At 44.7% G+C, this 16,973-nt stretch carries 14 protein-coding genes and 4 pseudogenes; 10 read left to right on the top strand and 8 right to left on the bottom strand.

Annotated elements, in window-relative coordinates; genetic code table 11:
• Positions 1 to 234: 234 nt before the first annotated feature.
• From KO473_RS22775 to KO473_RS23635, 4 genes and pseudogenes are all read right to left on the bottom strand, one after another.
• On the bottom strand, positions 235 to 699 hold the full coding sequence (locus KO473_RS22775) for a beta-barrel fold lipoprotein (RefSeq protein WP_005823213.1): 465 nt from the start codon (positions 697 to 699) through the stop codon (positions 235 to 237).
• 1,512 nt (positions 700 to 2,211) lie between these two features.
• Complete coding sequence (locus tag KO473_RS22780) at positions 2,212 to 3,291, bottom strand: linear amide C-N hydrolase (RefSeq protein ID WP_005805240.1); 1,080 nt, start codon at positions 3,289 to 3,291, stop codon at positions 2,212 to 2,214.
• A 241-nt stretch (positions 3,292 to 3,532) separates the two neighbouring features.
• Positions 3,533 to 4,160, bottom strand: a pseudogene (locus KO473_RS23870) (iron ABC transporter substrate-binding protein); the annotation flags it as partial.
• Between the two features lie 28 nt (positions 4,161 to 4,188).
• Positions 4,189 to 4,924 (bottom strand): annotated as a pseudogene (locus KO473_RS23635) (TonB-dependent receptor domain-containing protein); the annotation flags it as partial.
• Positions 4,925 to 5,458: 534 nt separating this feature from the next.
• Between KO473_RS23635 and KO473_RS22800 the strand changes: the two are divergent.
• The 4 genes from KO473_RS22800 to KO473_RS22815 all read left to right on the top strand — a co-directional run bounded on the left by KO473_RS22800 (position 5,459) and on the right by KO473_RS22815 (position 8,459).
• A complete protein-coding gene (locus KO473_RS22800) occupies positions 5,459 to 6,619 on the top strand; it encodes an OmpA family protein (RefSeq protein ID WP_005805245.1) in 1,161 nt (386 codons plus the stop codon).
• A gap of 85 nt (positions 6,620 to 6,704) precedes the next feature.
• Complete coding sequence (locus KO473_RS22805) at positions 6,705 to 7,397, top strand: MIP family channel protein (protein ID WP_007485347.1); 693 nt, start codon at positions 6,705 to 6,707, stop codon at positions 7,395 to 7,397.
• A gap of 402 nt (positions 7,398 to 7,799) precedes the next feature.
• Positions 7,800 to 8,003: an MscL family protein gene (locus KO473_RS22810; protein ID WP_080594252.1), complete on the top strand. Its 204-nt coding sequence runs from the start codon at positions 7,800 to 7,802 to the stop codon at positions 8,001 to 8,003.
• Between the two features lie 168 nt (positions 8,004 to 8,171).
• Positions 8,172 to 8,459, top strand: coding sequence for an HU family DNA-binding protein (locus KO473_RS22815; protein ID WP_005805251.1), 288 nt, complete (start codon positions 8,172 to 8,174; stop codon positions 8,457 to 8,459).
• Between the two features lie 204 nt (positions 8,460 to 8,663).
• Here KO473_RS22815 and KO473_RS23875 read toward each other — a convergent pair whose 3' ends face one another.
• Positions 8,664 to 9,050: a nucleotidyltransferase domain-containing protein gene (locus KO473_RS23875; RefSeq protein WP_005823226.1), complete on the bottom strand. Its 387-nt coding sequence runs from the start codon at positions 9,048 to 9,050 to the stop codon at positions 8,664 to 8,666.
• Positions 9,051 to 10,051: 1,001 nt separating this feature from the next.
• Here KO473_RS23875 and KO473_RS22820 point away from each other — a divergent pair.
• The 6 genes and pseudogenes from KO473_RS22820 (at position 10,052) to KO473_RS22855 (ending at position 15,471) form a co-directional block, all read left to right on the top strand.
• Positions 10,052 to 10,681 (top strand): RteC domain-containing protein, encoded by a 630-nt coding sequence (locus KO473_RS22820; protein WP_005805254.1) that lies wholly within the window; start codon positions 10,052 to 10,054, stop codon positions 10,679 to 10,681.
• A 234-nt stretch (positions 10,682 to 10,915) separates the two neighbouring features.
• Positions 10,916 to 11,263 (top strand): hypothetical protein, encoded by a 348-nt coding sequence (locus tag KO473_RS22825; protein WP_232303486.1) that lies wholly within the window; start codon positions 10,916 to 10,918, stop codon positions 11,261 to 11,263.
• Positions 11,264 to 11,352: 89 nt separating this feature from the next.
• Positions 11,353 to 12,480 carry a conjugal transfer protein MobB gene (gene mobB, locus KO473_RS22830; protein ID WP_005805258.1) on the top strand — a complete coding sequence of 376 codons (1,128 nt, stop codon included), beginning with the start codon at positions 11,353 to 11,355 and terminating at the stop codon, positions 12,478 to 12,480.
• A gap of 36 nt (positions 12,481 to 12,516) precedes the next feature.
• A pseudogene (gene mobC, locus KO473_RS22840) lies at positions 12,517 to 14,529 on the top strand (conjugal transfer protein MobC).
• Positions 14,530 to 14,565: 36 nt separating this feature from the next.
• Positions 14,566 to 15,309 (top strand): annotated as a pseudogene (locus KO473_RS22850) (DNA adenine methylase).
• Positions 15,310 to 15,471 carry a hypothetical protein gene (locus tag KO473_RS22855; RefSeq protein ID WP_164674630.1) on the top strand — a complete coding sequence of 54 codons (162 nt, stop codon included), beginning with the start codon at positions 15,310 to 15,312 and terminating at the stop codon, positions 15,469 to 15,471.
• 122 nt (positions 15,472 to 15,593) lie between these two features.
• Here KO473_RS22855 and KO473_RS23725 read toward each other — a convergent pair whose 3' ends face one another.
• From KO473_RS23725 to KO473_RS22870, 3 genes are all read right to left on the bottom strand, one after another.
• Positions 15,594 to 16,082, bottom strand: coding sequence for a toprim domain-containing protein (locus KO473_RS23725; RefSeq protein ID WP_232303479.1), 489 nt, complete (start codon positions 16,080 to 16,082; stop codon positions 15,594 to 15,596).
• 255 nt (positions 16,083 to 16,337) lie between these two features.
• A complete protein-coding gene (locus tag KO473_RS22865; RefSeq protein ID WP_005805266.1) occupies positions 16,338 to 16,496 on the bottom strand; it encodes a hypothetical protein in 159 nt (52 codons plus the stop codon).
• 19 nt (positions 16,497 to 16,515) lie between these two features.
• Positions 16,516 to 16,866, bottom strand: coding sequence for a M23 family metallopeptidase (locus KO473_RS22870; protein WP_005805268.1), 351 nt, complete (start codon positions 16,864 to 16,866; stop codon positions 16,516 to 16,518).
• Positions 16,867 to 16,973 lie beyond the last annotated feature (107 nt).

Here is a 16,973-nt window from a genome sequence, read left to right on the forward strand (position 1 = left end):
GGCATCTTTGACAACTCCTTGACAGATATCACTCTGTTCGATAATTTGTCCCCTCAGGGAAGGGTAGTCAGGGAACGCATAAACCTGCATCCCACACAATAGCGAGAGCGACAGAATTGCTCCCGCTGTTTTTTGAAGTGTATTCATAAATTATTTAGTTAGGAAAAAAAGTTCGATAAGAAACATGTTCAGGCGTTATGCTCTTTTTAATACAAGTTCTGTATTCTACCCGGATCATATCTCCTTGGTTGAAACGCTGAAAGTTTCAATAAGGGTATTACCATCTGTTATATATTCTTTTTCCAAACGGTTAACCTCCTTGTCGTCAATGTAGCCTATTACTGTTATATGAAGTCGTTTACCCGCCTCCGAGATACTGGAAACCGAACCGGCACAGGTCATGAAAAACGCGTTCCCATTTGTACGACAAGACATGGTTGCCGTCCTTATTTGGGCAGAATAGGAATCACCAATGTATTCTCCCTTGTCATTGTACAACTTGGCAGGACCACCCTTGTCAGCACCACCGATACTTACACTCACTTCAAATGAATCTGTGTCACCGGACTGTTGGATTACAATTTTATGAATTCCTGTCTGAAAATCAGATGCGTTTTCCGTTCGTTCATTGTCACATCCTATAAATATAAATCCGGCCAAGAACAAGACAACACTCCATAATGTGAATTTACTTTTCATATTTATATTTACAACAATAATTGATAAAAATAATATATCTATAAATCTTGCCAAGAAGAATATTAATCATCTAAGGCAAACAAATTGTATAATTAGCAACAATATATTTATTGAATATAATACGCAGCGCATTATTTACTGTGCAAATAAAAAACAAGATAAAATATTATTGCTTATCATTTTGGCTCTATGATTTATCAATATGGTCTAGCAATTTGGATTATATAAAACAATATTATGTAACAGAGTTAATTCATCAAATAGTAGTATGAAAGATTTATATAACTAATCTACATCTTTCCAAATTGCATTCCTTTAGTCAAAATACTAAAACTTCCAATAAAAGAATTTTAGTTCGTTATGTATTCTTGTTTTAAACGAGTGACTTCTTTGTTCATAACATAAGTCATTATCTGAAACCGTTTATTTGTCATTTCCTTAAGATTCTATCAAGAATCAATACAGAGATAGAAAAACACATTGTTCTTCGTATGTTAGGATAGTTATTGATCTTCTCCTGCATACGTCTTGAACAGTTCTAAGAATTCAGGTTCATTGTTATATAGCCATTCTCCTTTTTCGCCTACGGTAACTCTATGCATCACTGTTCACAATATCTCCATTATCCTGATGTATTCTTTATCAACCAAACACAGGTATTGTACTAACTTTCCTAGTACCGATTCCATTGTGCCCCTCCGTATGTGCTTGTGGTGTTTCCTCTCGCTGCACAGCGCGCTTTCTATCTGATTTTTGTAACAGAAAGAGGACTGGAGATGTCCTGTTGGGGAAAAACTAAAACTTTTGGCAGGTAATATGACTTGTTTTAGTAAAAGAAGCATATGGAAGATATACTTACGAAGGAAAAGGGAGCATTGTCATTGCGCAATCTGATAATGCTATACAATGTTGTAAAAAGATATCATTTTCATAACTCAACAGATTGAAATTCCAGAGCAAAAAAGAATGCACTACCTAAAATCAGGGGACAGGTTATAATTATTTGTCAAAGTTTTTAATTGATTTGGTTGAAGGATGGGGCGGTTGCATCCATTTTCACAAAGCAAAGCTTAAAGAGTATTCTGTAACATACGGTTTTATGACATAAAAAACGGAACAAGCTGCCTTTTTCCATCCTATACAGGGAAATGACCATAAATTCAAAAATACTAGGACAGCTTTCTTCTTTTAAAAGGATTTTTTTAAGACTTCAGAGAACCAGTATTAACTCAAAATTCATTTTTCAACAAGGTATATCAAATCAATAAAAATCCGAGATATTCCCATTAAAAATAACATACTCAATAAAAACCATAAACAATAGAAATGTTATATCATGTTTCTCCAGATACATAAATGTACTGCTTGTTTTTGTCTCATTTGTAAAGATCTCACAATTGCATGTTTCCAAATATAATCTGGAAATATGCAATTGTGAGATCCTAAATGTTCATAATTATCTTGCCAGATCCCAATGACTATAAAAGAAATCATCTTTAAATGAGCGTTGTATCATCGTATATTGATCAATTCGACAGGTTGCCTCTTTACATTATCCAAAGGCATACTATAATATCTAATATTCTTAAAATCAATAGTTTTTAGGTCAATACAACGAATATTACTATTATACATAGTTCGATAATAAATGATACAATTTTGTGTATCTGTAGCAACTGTAAACTGAGTAGCACTTGGTACATCAGCAGAAGCTTTTCCCCATGGCTGCTCAGTACCTGTTGGAATATCGAAATTATTCAGGATATGAAATGCCTGAAAAATACTTTCCTGAGCAGAGGCCTGTTGCGGAGCTGTCAATTGGAAGAAAGTAGCACGGACAAATCGAGATGGAGGAGTAAAATCACCCGGAAGTCCAAGTAGACCAGCTCCATGTCCGAAGGATTTCATCTGTAAAGGACCATAATTATGTTCCGGAGGTGTACCAGGTTGTAAATTGATATAATTATTCAAATTTGTCCAATGCCATTCCAAACCGGGAGAATTGGTCAAAACTCCCAAAGGATTTTCATAAAAATGCATGATTTCATCTACTATCTCAAGGACAATCTGTCGCCCAGAAGGTTCAGTAAACCGCCAATGAACAGTAGAAGAACGGGGATCAATATTGGTAACACGTATATTTTGAAGTTTTTCCTTGACTTCATTTACATTTCCACATTCACCTAATACATAAGACACTAACTGGAAGTCCGCTAAACTTCTCTCCTTTTGGGATGGATCATAAGGAGGATATTTTCCATAATTAGGGAAATAAAAAAGGCCGGCAGACAAGCCCTTTTCATTTACCCCTTCTACCATAAATTCCTTTTGTTCCACGGACAAGCCTATGAATCCATACTTGGTTGTAAATTTCATACCATCCATCCCGGAAGGGGTAAGTGACTGAAGCTCCTGATGGCGGGGCACAACTACATACATTGTATTCATAACACTTTCTGCCCATTCAATAGTACGTGCCGTAACGACTGTGCCATCACCGCTTTTTAACGTAATACCTGTACAAGCGTCCATCGGTGCTTGTGATTGCAGCCCAATTGTGGCTAGCAAAATTAACGATTGTTTTGAGTTCATAAACCACTATTTTTTATGTTTTAATAATAAAACAGTTGAAAGATAAAACTGTTTGAAATAAGGGGAATAAATGAAAAAGTAGAAAAAGCTGAGAATGCTCTGCTGATCATTGATTAAATATAAGCAAAGAAAATGTCATAAAAGTGTAGGGCGTTTTCTTCAATAATCCTCCTCCAATTTGTAACATGGGGGGGCTATTCATCAAGACAAACAGATAGTTTGATATCGTTTGACATCCAACACGCTTTCTAATAACTTCCGAGAGTGTCAGTAGCGATTCGGCCTTGCCCAGCGGTGACTCTTCGAGGTAGTCGGCGACATATAGGAACGGGATGTCCAGCTCTTTCAATTTATCCTCCATTAAGTTCGTCCCGTTCACGCCGTAGAGCTGCACGAGGTCCGGGTCGAGTGAAAGCAGCAACTCATAGTTGATGTTCCCTTAGTAACCGATGCCGCCGATACTGTCGTGGTACGCCTGGACTCCGGGATTGGAGATATACTCTTACCCGATACACCGGCTAGACGGCCGGCCTCGCCGACTACATTGAGCATTGCGATATGAGTCGAGGACATACAGGCGATGCGTTTGGCTTCGACCGTCAAAACTTGTCCCTCGAATCTTTCGGAAAGGGGTTCGCCGTCTCGGGCGATGAATAGCTGTGCGGTAACGCTGTCCGCTCCTGCCACGGGTTCGTGACGGTAATCAATATATCCTCCTTTCCGTCGGCATCTTGGACATCGAAGTCGGAAGCATATTCCGAAGTGTAAACCGGTTGAGTGAGACCTGTCAGGCGGGCACTCCTGTTGTTACAGCCTGTCCATACTAGCGCAAGCAACAGTAGCGGGGGCAATTTATTTAGCACTTTCATATAATTATAATATGTGGGACACTATTTCTTAATTTTTCCAAGATTTTGAGGTGATACCGATGAACAACTCAAAATTGATGCCTGGCATTGGGCAGGATAGTACCGAGAAATAATCCTCGTTGAGGAGATTATTGACGGCAAATTTCAACTGAACATCCATCGGTTTGAGCAACAGCTTCTTCTCAAATAAGATGTTACTCATAAAATACCGGGGTAGATCTCCAATCAGTGTGTAGTCGTTGCTCGACATGGTGAAACACTCCGAGTAGAACGCCCACTTGTAGAGAAATGCCCATGTACCCCATGAAATGTATCCGGTCAGTGATGGGGAGTATTTCGGGACGTATGGCAATTGTTTTCTTACCGACTGGTCGGCAGGGGACATCTTTTCGCCCTCCTTTATGGAGGGGGGCCACGAGTTAGGATCCGCTGAGGTCGATGAGCCAGTTTTTTGCCGGCTGTACGGCAAGATTGGCTTTTACCTCGACACCATAAGCATGTACCTTTTTCACGTTTCGTGGTGAGAAAAAGCCCTTGGTTGTCGGTAGCCAGATGATTCAATCCTCGATGTAGGAATTGAACCACGTGGCACTGCCATCCAGTTTGTAGACGTTCTTCTTGTCGACATCGAAACTCACGCCCGCATTATAACTGAAACCGTGCTCGTTTTTCAGACTGGAGTTCCCACCGGGTAAAAAGTAAAGATCATTTAAGGTTGGGAAACGGTAGTTATGCGAAACCGAAGTCTTTATCATTATATCCCCATTTATGGGAAAGTAGATTGGACAAGCTCATTACTCCCCCTGAAACGACAAAGTAACCGTTATGTTAATCTCTCAAAATTTTTCCCAGTTGTAGCGTGACTACGGTAACAAAAGAACTACTATCATATAAAGAGTGAGGCCAGAGGGATTATCGTAAACGATATCGCACGTATCAAAGCTAATCTTGCGATGTCATACTTGGCCCCAAATGGGTAAGGAGCAGAAGTCCTGTTAATAACCATCCAGCTGAATACCACCCATACTGTCGCTAAAAGAAGAAAATATAAGAGTCTTATATTTTGAATATCACAATATTAGAATACTTGGATATTTAATCTTTTTATTTATCTGAATTACGATTTCCTTTTTACACGAAATACATTTATAAAAGAGAGAAAAAAAATTGATAAATTGTAGATTCAGTTAGTATTTTAGTACAAAGAACTAAAATGATAAATAATAGAGCCAAAAATGAAATATATTGTTTTATAAAAATCAAGATCTTTGCAAAATTAAATCAAAACACAATGCGTTATGAAGAAAATTTTTACAACTTTGTTTTTATCTAGCATTTTTATGTATCACACAAATGCTCAGACTGCGGTAGAAGGTAATAAATTTTTGGACAACTGGTCCATTGGGGTTAGTGCAGGAGGAACAACCCCGTTAACACATCACTCCTTCTTTGGAAATATGCGCCCAATCACGGGGATAGAATTGAATAAACAATTGACACCGGTTTTTGGTTTCGGTCTAGAGGCAGTCGGAAGTTTTAACACTTCACAAAGTCGGACAGTTTTCGACCGCTCCAATGTTAGTCTGTTAGGGCTGGTGAACCTGAACAATCTTTTTGGAACCTATACGGGAACCCCAAGACCTTTTGAAATCGAAGCGATCGCCGGAATCGGGTGGTTGCATTATTACATGAACCAGGGAATGGGTTCCGATCAAAACAGCATGTCAACAAAACTGGGGATGAATTTTAATTTTAACTTGGGAGAAAGTAAAGCATGGACGCTAGCTCTCAAACCAGCCTTGGCCTATGATATGAACGCTATGGGTTCCGAGCCCGTGTGTTTCCACTCTAAACAGGCAGTATGGGAAATATCTATTGGACTGAAATATCACTTTGGATGTAGTAACGGGAAACATCATTTTACAAAAGTGAGACCTTACGACCAGCAGGAGGTGAATGTTTTGAACGAGAAAATCAATCAACTTCATTCACAAATCGGGAAAAATGCCGAAGCGTTGGAGGAAGCAGTTCAGAAAGTGACGGAACTGGAAGCTGCGTTGGCCAAATGCCAGAGCCAAGAACCAAAAATCATGAAAGACACTATTGACAACAGCAGAAAGACACTGGAATCCGTCATAACTTTCCGTCAAGGCAAGACAACCATTGACAACTCTCAACTCCCGAACATCGAACGTATCGCGACTTATTTAAAGAACCACAAGGAAGCAAGTGTGGTCATCAAAGGATATGCTTCCCCTGAGGGAAGTGCGGAAGTGAACGAGCGGATCGCTCAACAACGAGCGGAGATTGTAAAAAAAATGCTAATGGACAGGTATGGAATTGCAGGAAAACGGATTGTGGCCGAAGGCCAGGGAATAGGGAACATGTTCGAGGAGCCTGATTGGAATCGGGTAAGTATCTGTACAATCAATGTGGAAAAGGAATCTCATAAGCACTAAATGGTCGGGATATAAACCGAGAAGATGCAATTGTCCGGACGACCGAATGCATTAATAATTTTTATCTATACTTAATTTGAATGTCATGAACAAGTATATATCTGAAATGATCGGGACAATGGTTCTTGTATTAATGGGATGCGGAAGTGCCGTTTTCGCTGGGGATACGCCTGGGGCAGTTAGCACTGGAGTGGGTACGGTGGGAGTTGCCATGGCCTTCGGACTGTCAGTGGTCGCCATGGCATACACCATTGGTGGGATATCTGGTTGTCACATAAACCCAGCGATCACGCTGGGTGTATACTGCTCGGGAGGAATGGGAGGTAAAGATGCTCTGTTATACATGATTTTTCAGGTAATCGGAGGGATTCTTGGGTCGACCATACTTTTCATACTGGTTTCCACGGGATCACATTCCGGTCCCACTATGACAGGGAGCAATGGCTTCGGTGAGGGGGAAATGTTACAGGCCTTTATTGCCGAGACCGTTTTTACATTTATTTTCGTTCTTGTAGCACTGGGAGCTACAGACAAAAAGAAAGGGGCCGGTAAACTGGCGGGCTTGGCCATCGGATTGACACTTATCCTCGTGCATATCGTGTGTATTCCAATCACCGGGACATCGGTAAATCCTGCACGTAGCATAGGACCAGCGCTTTTCGAGGGGGGCAGTGCGATTTCCCAACTTTGGCTTTTTGTTGTCGCTCCCTTAACAGGAAGTTTGGCTAGTTCCATTGTGTGGAAAACTATCTCTCACCATAGTGATAAACAACAATGATGGAAAAGAGGATGATTGGAGCCTTCGCTTCTCGTGTCATCCTCTTTTGTTTGATACGCTAACAAGTAGTATCTTTTGATAGCATTCATCTGTATATGCCTCTTTCCCGTGAAAGAGCAGAGATCTTGATATCACTAATTTCGATAAAACAGAGTTTTTATGCTTATGATACTAACAAAAGTAATACTTTAGGATATTTGTTATTGATTCAAACTAAGGGCCTATACTGATTTCTATTAAATAGAAGGTAATCTTTCTTCGGTTTATACTAATAAAAAAGTATGAGTGAGGGATTTTTTATAACTAATTTCGACATTGTTATACTGTATAATTACCAATAGCATATAAGGTGTTTAAATTGATATTTCAGCATATGACAATTTTTTTTTACACAATATAAAAATGTCAAAAAGTAACTCTTTACAGAATTCTAAGGTGTTTGTTATGCGTGGAAACGTGATAGACATAGCCGTGGGTGTAATCATTGGCGGCACCTTCGGGAAAATAATCTCTTCAACAGTGGCGGACATCATCACCCCGATAGAAAAGCCAATAGGCGACACTAAGTTCTCGGAACTGAGATGGGGCTATATTCCGCCCGGATAGTCAGCGAGATTGAACAGACGACCATGTTAAAGAAACAAAAAACGTTTGTTTAAACGGCATGAACGGTATCAGGCAGGGAAAGTGTCTAAGGAATAACAGACTACTTCTTGAGGGTGGCGACTTTCCTCTACCTAAACGACAAAATAGTACGAACATTAAAACTGTGATATGACTAAAGCAGATATTATAAAGCGGATCTCCGAGGAACAAGGGATTGACCAAAAGACCGTTGCCCTGGTAATCGAGGGTTTCATGAAATGCGTGAAGGATGCACTTGGCAGAGGCAGAAGTGTATTTCTACGTGGGTTCGGCACATTTTCTTTAAAGAAAAGGGCTGCAAAGAAGGCACAGAATATCCAGCAGCACACAACGATATTTATTCCGGCTCGTAAGGTTCCCCATTTTAAACCCTCGGATTCTTTTCTATTGTGCCGGGAAGGAGATAATCGAAAATAGACTAGCCATAGAACTATTATTACTTGCTATAGTCGGCTTGTATTTATGATGGCGAAAATTTGATTTTTCTGCTTTAAATTTATCTGTGAAATGGAACACATTTCCACTGACTGTTATGCATTTTACTTGGAGCGTTGATTACTGATATTTGTATTTATAGTTTTTACTATATTACATATGGAGTAAATCCTTTCTCATACTTTTTCACATGGAATCCAAACAATGGAATAGACTTTTGCAAAGAATATCAGTGAGGTTAATCCACCCCAAGTAGCTATGGTATTCTCCAGCATTACCCTTGTGTATAATATAATGTACCTCGAAATGTTTGTCGACTTCACATGCTTTATATCCTATGTGAAAGACTTGTTGCCCCTCCAAAGTAATACAAGGAAGTTTCATACCTCCAAATAGTGTATAGTCGAAATAGTCAATCTGAAATTCATACCATCTGTCGTATGGATCGGCTTGTTTTGCCGTACTATCCTCATTCGCACAAAAGGGTGGATATTGAAAATACCCGAATAATCCTCCCACTATTCTACCTTTAAAGTACAAAAGGCCTACAGGAATTATACACTTTCCTGACATGCAGTGTAAGGGAATTGTATGCTTTTTATTTATACCCTTGTATGTCCCATATTTTTTAAGGGACCGTTGAAATATATTTCGTCATTATTACCTTTCCTCTCTTATTTTTATGGAGAAAAAAGATTTATGTACGAATATGTGACATGGGAGGAATTCTCGTGGAAGAGGAGAAAGAGAAATAACAGATTCTTGTCACACTCGAACGGACTGGTAGTAACTGTACCGTGGGACCCGGATATTCGATTTCAGCTAAATGTCCATGTGTGACGAGCTGAAAAAGTGAAGTATCGGCTGACAAGCGATACCTTTCGGTATAGGAACCTAATATTATTAACATCCATCGTCTGCACCTTCTACTTTAGAATATGTTTGCAAAATAATATGAATTCCATTGAGCTTACAATAAATTTTAATACGATCAGATACGGATATTATGCGACAAAATCAGTTTCGAGATCTACAATTATGAACGCTGGATAGGAATGTGACGGACGGAATTTCACCTTCTCATTAAATTCCGCCAGACAAAAGAGTGAATAGCACAAATAATAGAAGAACGGGTGGTCATCCCCATAATAATCGAACTTTTCGGAAAAACATTTACAGAAAATACTATCGGGAAGAGACTTGTCGTCTGACAACCTATGGGAAGCCGTTTGTTGGAATCTCCAATTCAAGCACGGGGAGGGTATTTTTTAGGAAGTCCACATCCAATGGACAAACTTGTATCATAAATACTCCCTATATAATACGGAACAGATGCGTGAGTTGTAGGCGGTAGTCACCCCCTGATAACGGTTCGCACGGGCATACGACATACTTTAACAAAAGGTGTACACCTGCCTTACAGTTCTGTAAACCATGTGCACCTTTTGTATTTACACTCTACTACTATTTATTGATATTCATGTTAGTTGATTATATATCAAAATCTGCCATTCCCAGCATCTTATTTTCTTGCCGGAAGGCATCGATTGTCAAACTTAAAAAGAACGAACCGTATGAAAGCATTAACGACACATCGTCTGCTGGATTGCTTCAGGAAAGCGGTCCAGGAAGAAGAATCCATCTCAGAAAACATATTGTCATCCGCTTACGATGAATTTCTAGACTATCTGCTACAACTTGCAAAAGGTGAACTGCCCTTTCTTGAAAAGCTCCGGTACCTATATCATCTGGAAGTGGAGTTGGACACCTGCCTGAACATGGCGGAGAAAACTACCAGCAAACATCTACATGTATGTCTGAAAAAGGCAGTCGCTCTTGTCAAGACCGAAATCGAATTACTCCGTTTCTCCGTAGAACATCCTGAATACTGCGCTGTTCATCCGGCTACAGAAGAGAATAACTCATCCGTTATCTCCCTCCACTGGAAGAGTTCCCTAGTAAACCTGATGGAGCTGATCGCCTCATTGTACTACTTGGGAGTGATAACGGACGGCAACGGTAACCGGCAGTCATTCGCTTCTCTGGTGGTAGCATTCGAAGGATTCCTGCACATCCGAATTCCCAAGCCCTATGATTTACGTGCAGACCTTGCCAGACGCAAGAAAAGTCTCTCGGTATTGCTCCCAAAACTCCGGGAGGCCTTTGAAAAAAACATCATAAACTGCGGGATTGGGCACGGATGACAGAGAGGAAAATCCCCCTGTCAGCAAAAGTCATTTTTTGTCAGAGATAGTCACCTTCCGAAATTAGGCAGGTATCCGAATTATCATTTACTTTGCTTCGGTAAAAACATCAATAATATGGCTAAAATCAAACAGGCGTACAAGAAAGAGAAAACGGCCGCTTCCCGGACATGAAGAGGGGGGCGCAGTCCGAAGGAATCCTCCCAGCTCCATTCCTATTACTACGGATTCCGTCTGAACGAGCTCCAAAACATCGAGTTCGAACGGCTCTATGACAATTCCGGTGCCGGAACCAAGTCGCAGTTCATCCTGTCGGCCATTTTCGGCAAACCGATGAAAGTGGTGAAAATCGACAAGGCGGCCACAGACTATTACATCAAGCTCACCAACCTGCAGAGCGAGTACCGCCGCATCGGGGTGAACTACAACCAGATTGTCAAGGCGGTCCATAGCGGGGAACTGACCGAAAAGAAAGCCCTCGCCCTGCTTTACAAACTGGAACAGCTGACCGTGGAGCTCGTATCGTTGAACAAGGAAATCATCCGTCTTACCAAAGAGTTTGAACAATGGTTGCAAAGATAACATCCGGTGCCGCCATCTACGGGGCGTTGTATTACAATCAGGAAAAAGTGGAGAAGGGGAAAGCGCGGACACTGGCATGAAACCGCGTGATGGAGACACCGGAGGGAAAGGTCGGTATCACCGAATGCATGCGTAGCTTCGAACCTTACCTTGCCATGAACCGCCGGACGGAAAAGCCGGTGATCCACCTCTCGCTCAATCCCCATCCCGATGACGTGCTCTCCGACGAACAGCTGGAAGCCATCGGACGGGAATATATGGACAAGCTCGGATATGGCGACCAGCCTTACATTATCTTCCGCCATGACGACAACGCGCGTCCTCACATCCATATAGTCTCCCTGCGCATTGATGAACAGGGAAGAAAGCTTAGGGATTACAAGGAATGGGAACGTTCGACGGACATCTGCCGGGAACTAGAAAGGAAATACGGCCTGCTGCAGTCACGCGGGGAGGAACACAGGATTTTCCGGCCGATGACCGCGGTGGACTACACGAAAGGCGATCTGAAACATCAGATTGCGGGTGTGGTAAAACCGGCTGTGCAGAATTACCGCTTCCAGTCGTTCAAGGAGTTCAGGGCACTGCTAGGACTTTTCAACGTGACCGTGGAGGAAGTGCATAAGGTCGTGGACGGGAAACGTTGCGACGGCCTGGTCTATGCGGCGACCGACGGGAAGGGAAAACGTACTGGGGTCGGAATCAAATCTAGCAATATCGATAAAAGCGTGGGATACCGTGCCCTCCAAAAGAGGTTCTCACAAAGCAGAACATGGATGAAAAAGCATCCCCTGCCGGAAAAGACAAGGGAAAACATCCGTACGGCACTCCGCCGGGATACCCGTGAAGGGTTCCTGCACGAGCTGGCAGGCAAAGGCATCGTGCCCGTACTCTGGGAGAACGGGGCGGGCGTGATCTACGGCGTGACCTATATAGACCATAATATCAGGGCGGTCTTCAAGGGATCGGCGCTCGGCAAAGAGTTCTCCGCTTCGGTTATCAACCGGAAATACGGCACGCTCCCGTCCGTCCCCGACAAGCCGACTCCCGGACAGGAACCGCCCGTGAATACGGACACAAGGGAGACGGGGCTTGCGGAAGGCCTGCTGGATATCTTCTCCATGGAATCCTGTCCCTACCCGGCTGAGGACATTCCCCGGAATATTTATGGAAAGAAGAAAAAGAGGAAGGGGCGGAAAGGCCCGCGGATCAACTAACGAAGTATTCACATATAACAACCAATCATACCCCATATGGCACAAGAAGATTCCAGAGGACTCGGCAAGACCATCGACTTCATGCGGGCGGTCAGCATCCTGTTCCTCGTGATGAACATCTATTATTTCTGCTATCCGTTCTTCCATGCCGCCGGCTGTACCAACGGCATGGTGGACAGGATACTGCTGAATTTCCAGCATGACACCGGACTGTTCACCAGCTCCCCCGTGACCAAATGCTTCAGCCTGATGTTCCTTTTCTTCTCCTCGATGGGCGCCAAAGGACGGAGGGTCCCGGAGATGACATGAAGGCGTATCGGCTGCTATCTGGCAGCCGGGCTATTCCTCTATTGGGGAAGCGAGCTTTTCCTCACCGCCGGCTGGAGTGTTCCACTCACCACCCTGGCGTATGTGTCCGCCCTTGCCGCCGGGTACATCTGCCTGCTCACCGTAGGCATGTGGACTGGGCGTCTTTTAAAGGAACACCTGATGGATGACGTCTTCAATGAGGAGAACGAGTCCTTCATGCAGGAGACTCGCTTGATCACCAACGAATACTCGGTGAACCTGCCCACACGGTTCTATTATAAGAAGAAATGGCATGATGGGTGGATCAATGTCGTATTGCCCCAAAGGGGCTGCATAGTGGTCGGATCACCGGGCAGCGGGAAGAGCTACTGTGTCATCAACCAGTTCATCAAGCAGCAGATAGAGAAAGGTTATGCGCTTTATTGCTATGATTTCAAGTTTCCCGACCTGAGCCTTATCGTCTATAACCATCTGCTCAAGAACAAGGACAAGTACAAGGCGAACGTTCAGTTCTACGTAATCAACTTCGACGATCCGCGGCACAGCCACCGTTGCAACCCTATCAACCCGACATTCATGTCTGACATCGCCGACGCCTACGAATCGGCGTATGTGATCATGCTGAATTTGAATAGGACCTGGATACAGAAACAGGGCGACTTCTTCGTAGAAAGTCCGATCGTACTGTTTGCCGCCATCATATGGTATCTCAAAATCTACGAGAACGGGAAGTACTGTACCTTCCCCCACGCCATCGAGCTGCTGAACAAGCCCTACTCGGACATATTCACCATCCTGACCTCGTACAGGGAGCTGGAGAACTACCTCTCGCCTTTCATGGACGCCTGGAAAGGCGGGGCTATGGAGCAGCTCCAGGGCCAGATCGCAAGTGCCAAGATCCCGCTCTCGCGCATGATCAGCCCCTCGCTCTACTGGATCATGAGCGGGGACGACTTCACGCTGGATATCAATAACCCGGATGAGCCAAAGGTACTGTGCGTAGGCAACAACCCGGACCGGCAGAACATCTATTCGGCGGCCCTGGGGCTGTACAACGCCCGTATCGTCAAGATGGTGAACCGTAAGGGAAAGCTTAAGTGCTCCATCCTGGTGGACGAGGTTCCGACGATATATTTCAAAGGGCTCGACACCCTGATAGCCACGGCCCGCAGCAACAAGGTGGCCGTCTGTCTGGGCGCGCAGGATTTCAGTCAGCTGGTACGTGACTACGGTGAAAAGGAGGCGCGCGTCATCCAGAATACCGTCGGCAATGTCTTTTCCGGGCAAGTGTTGGGGGAAACGGCCAAGAACCTCTCGGAACGGTTCGGGAAGGTGCTCCAGCAGCGCAAGTCCGTCAACATGACCCGTGAGGACACATCGACCAGCATCAGCACCCAGCTGGACTCGCTGATACCGGCCTCGAAAATATCCAACCTCTCCCAGGGCATGTTCGTGGGAAGCGTCTGCGACAGTTTCCAGGAGAAGATGGAACAGAAAATCTTTCACTGCGAGATCGTCGTGGACAACGCGAGGGTGGCGGCCGAGACGAAAGCCTACAAACCGATCCCCGTGATTACGGACTTTACTGGCGGGGACGGCAAGGACCATATGCGGGAAGAGATAGAGCGGAACTACTACCGCATCAAGGAGGAAGTGAGCGGGATCATCCAAAAGGAGCTCCGCCGCATAGAGAACGATCCGAACCTGAAACATCTGCTGGAAACGGAAGATGACGGGTAACAATAGTTTTAACCATTCATTTTAATTTATCGAATCATGGAAAAGAAGAAAACCAGCTCGGGCTGTCTGCCCGGCAAACCCTGCTTCCCTTGGGTGGGAGGCAAGAGAAGACTGCTTCCGGTACTGATCCAGTCACTACCGGAGAATATCACAGAAATGAAAACCTATGTGGAACCCTTTGTCGGGGGCGGCGCCCTGTTCTTCTGACTGAGACAGACCTATCCGCATATCCGTTGCGTGATCAACGACTCGAACGAGAGCCTGGTGAATGTCTACCGCGTCATACGCGACACGCCGGAAGAACTGGTTGGACTGCTTGCCGGCATCCAGGGAGAATACCACACCCTTGAGGAACGTACGGAAAGAAGGGACTATTTCATGGAAAAGCGAAGGGTATTCAACGAGGAGCACCCGGATGATATCACCCGTGCCGCCCTTTTCATTTTCTTCATGCGCACCTGCTATAACGGCATCTATTCGGTCAACCGCAAGGGCAGGCTCTCGGTAACCTTCGGTACGGGCAGCCGCGCCAGGATACTGGAGGAGGAACTGATCCGCTGCAACCACAAGCTGCTACAGGACGTCATCATCCTGGACGGAGACTACCGCCAGACGGAAAAATACGCGGGAGAGAAATCGTTCTTCTACTTCGACCCGCCCTACAAACCCGTCAACGAGGCCGGTACCTGTACCTCCTACATGCCGGACGACTTCGATGACGACTGCCAGATAGAACTGGCCGGATTCTGCAAGGACTTGGGAGGGAAGGGAAGCAAATGAATGCTCTCCAACTCCGACCCCTGTCAGAAGAATCCTGAGAACACCTTCTTCGACGACCTGTACGTCGGCTTCCATATCCAACGACTGAGCATCTTCCGCTCGGTATGTTCCATAGCCGAGAAGAGGGAGACGGTCAACGAACTGCTGATCCGTAACTATTAAAGCCGGAAATTCTTAATTATATAAAGGAGCTGTCCAAAACATCAGCTCCTTATTTTTGCACAAGCAATATATACTGGCAACCATGATATCGAGAACACAGCTTACAGTTGCCTTTTTCTTTTTCAACCCTCTTGATTCTTTGCCCCCTGTCGCACTGTCATCCGCTCTGATCGAATTCTTTCCTGCAGAAATTCGTTCAAATCCTTGTGTGGCAGATAATGTATGGCCTTGTCGCTTATCTTCCCGCATTGCTTTCTGATCTCCTCCACCGCCTTCCTGCCGACTTCATCATTATCCAGGAAGCAACAGACCTGTCCGTAACTTCTAAGGATATCCATTGCCTTGGGCAGGTTGGTCACAGAATTGAGCACCACGCAGTCCGGCACGGCTTGCCCCTTTTTCAAGGCCAGGTACGAGAGATAGTCCATGAATCCCTCGAAAACCAGTACCGATGACTGCCGTCTATCCCCTGTATTATGGCTGACATGTGTGATGTCCTTGGGAGAGACCGCTCCTTTGAAGTATGGATTACGTATCTCAAGTCCCCCTTTCCTGTTTTTGAAACCGATCGCGAAATACCATTTGCCGTACATGCGGTAATGTACCTCCACGCATTCCCTTGAGGCGATATCGGAAGGAATGCCCCTTGTCCCAAGATAATCCAGCAGGACGGTGTTCTTAAGAGGTGAGACGCGCAGCTTCTCAAAGGCCGATGCCACAGTCCGTTCTTTCGCAGGAGAAGGATCCGGCCTGAACGCCGGAAAATCGCTTCCGATCCTCTGCAATACGGTCGGAATATCCGTCACCCCGTACAGCTTTTGTGCCAGGTCGATGATACTGCCCCCGGTTCCCTCCCCGAAATCATGTCACAGGTTCAAGGAAAGGCTGACCTTGAATGACGGGGTACGCTCCTGCCTGAAAGGCGAAAGGTACCATACACTGTCCCCCTGTCTTCTGACAGGCGAGAATCCCGCCCGCCCCAGGAAATCCTCCAGCGGAATCTTCTTTACTTCCTTGATGTTCATCACTTGCTTGTTTTACAGGTTATTTAAAAGGCGGCCATGAGAGCGGGTCCAGCAAGACACCGTCCTTCCTTAACTCAAAATGCAGATGGTTGCCGGTCGCTACCCCTGTATGTCCGACATTCCCAATATGCTGCCCGATACGGACATGAGTTCCCGCCTTCACATGCAGCCTGCTCATATGCGCGTACAATGTCGAATATCCTTCTGCATGCCGGACATGCACGAACCATCCGTAACTCCGGCTGTAACGTGCCTCGGTGACCTTGCCATTACCCGCACTGTACACGGGGGTGCCACAGGGAGCGGCTAGGTCCACCCCCTGGTGGAACAGCCTCCCTCCCTTTACCGGATGTACCCTCATACCGAACATAGAGGAGACCCTGAAACGGGTGTATCTTCTGTCAAGGGGGAAGAGTACGGGATAATCCGTCAGGAGAATGAGGCCATGTCGGGACCTTCAAGTAACCGTTCACTTCC

The sequence above is a fragment of the Bacteroides sp. HF-4919 genome, assembly GCF_018860125.1.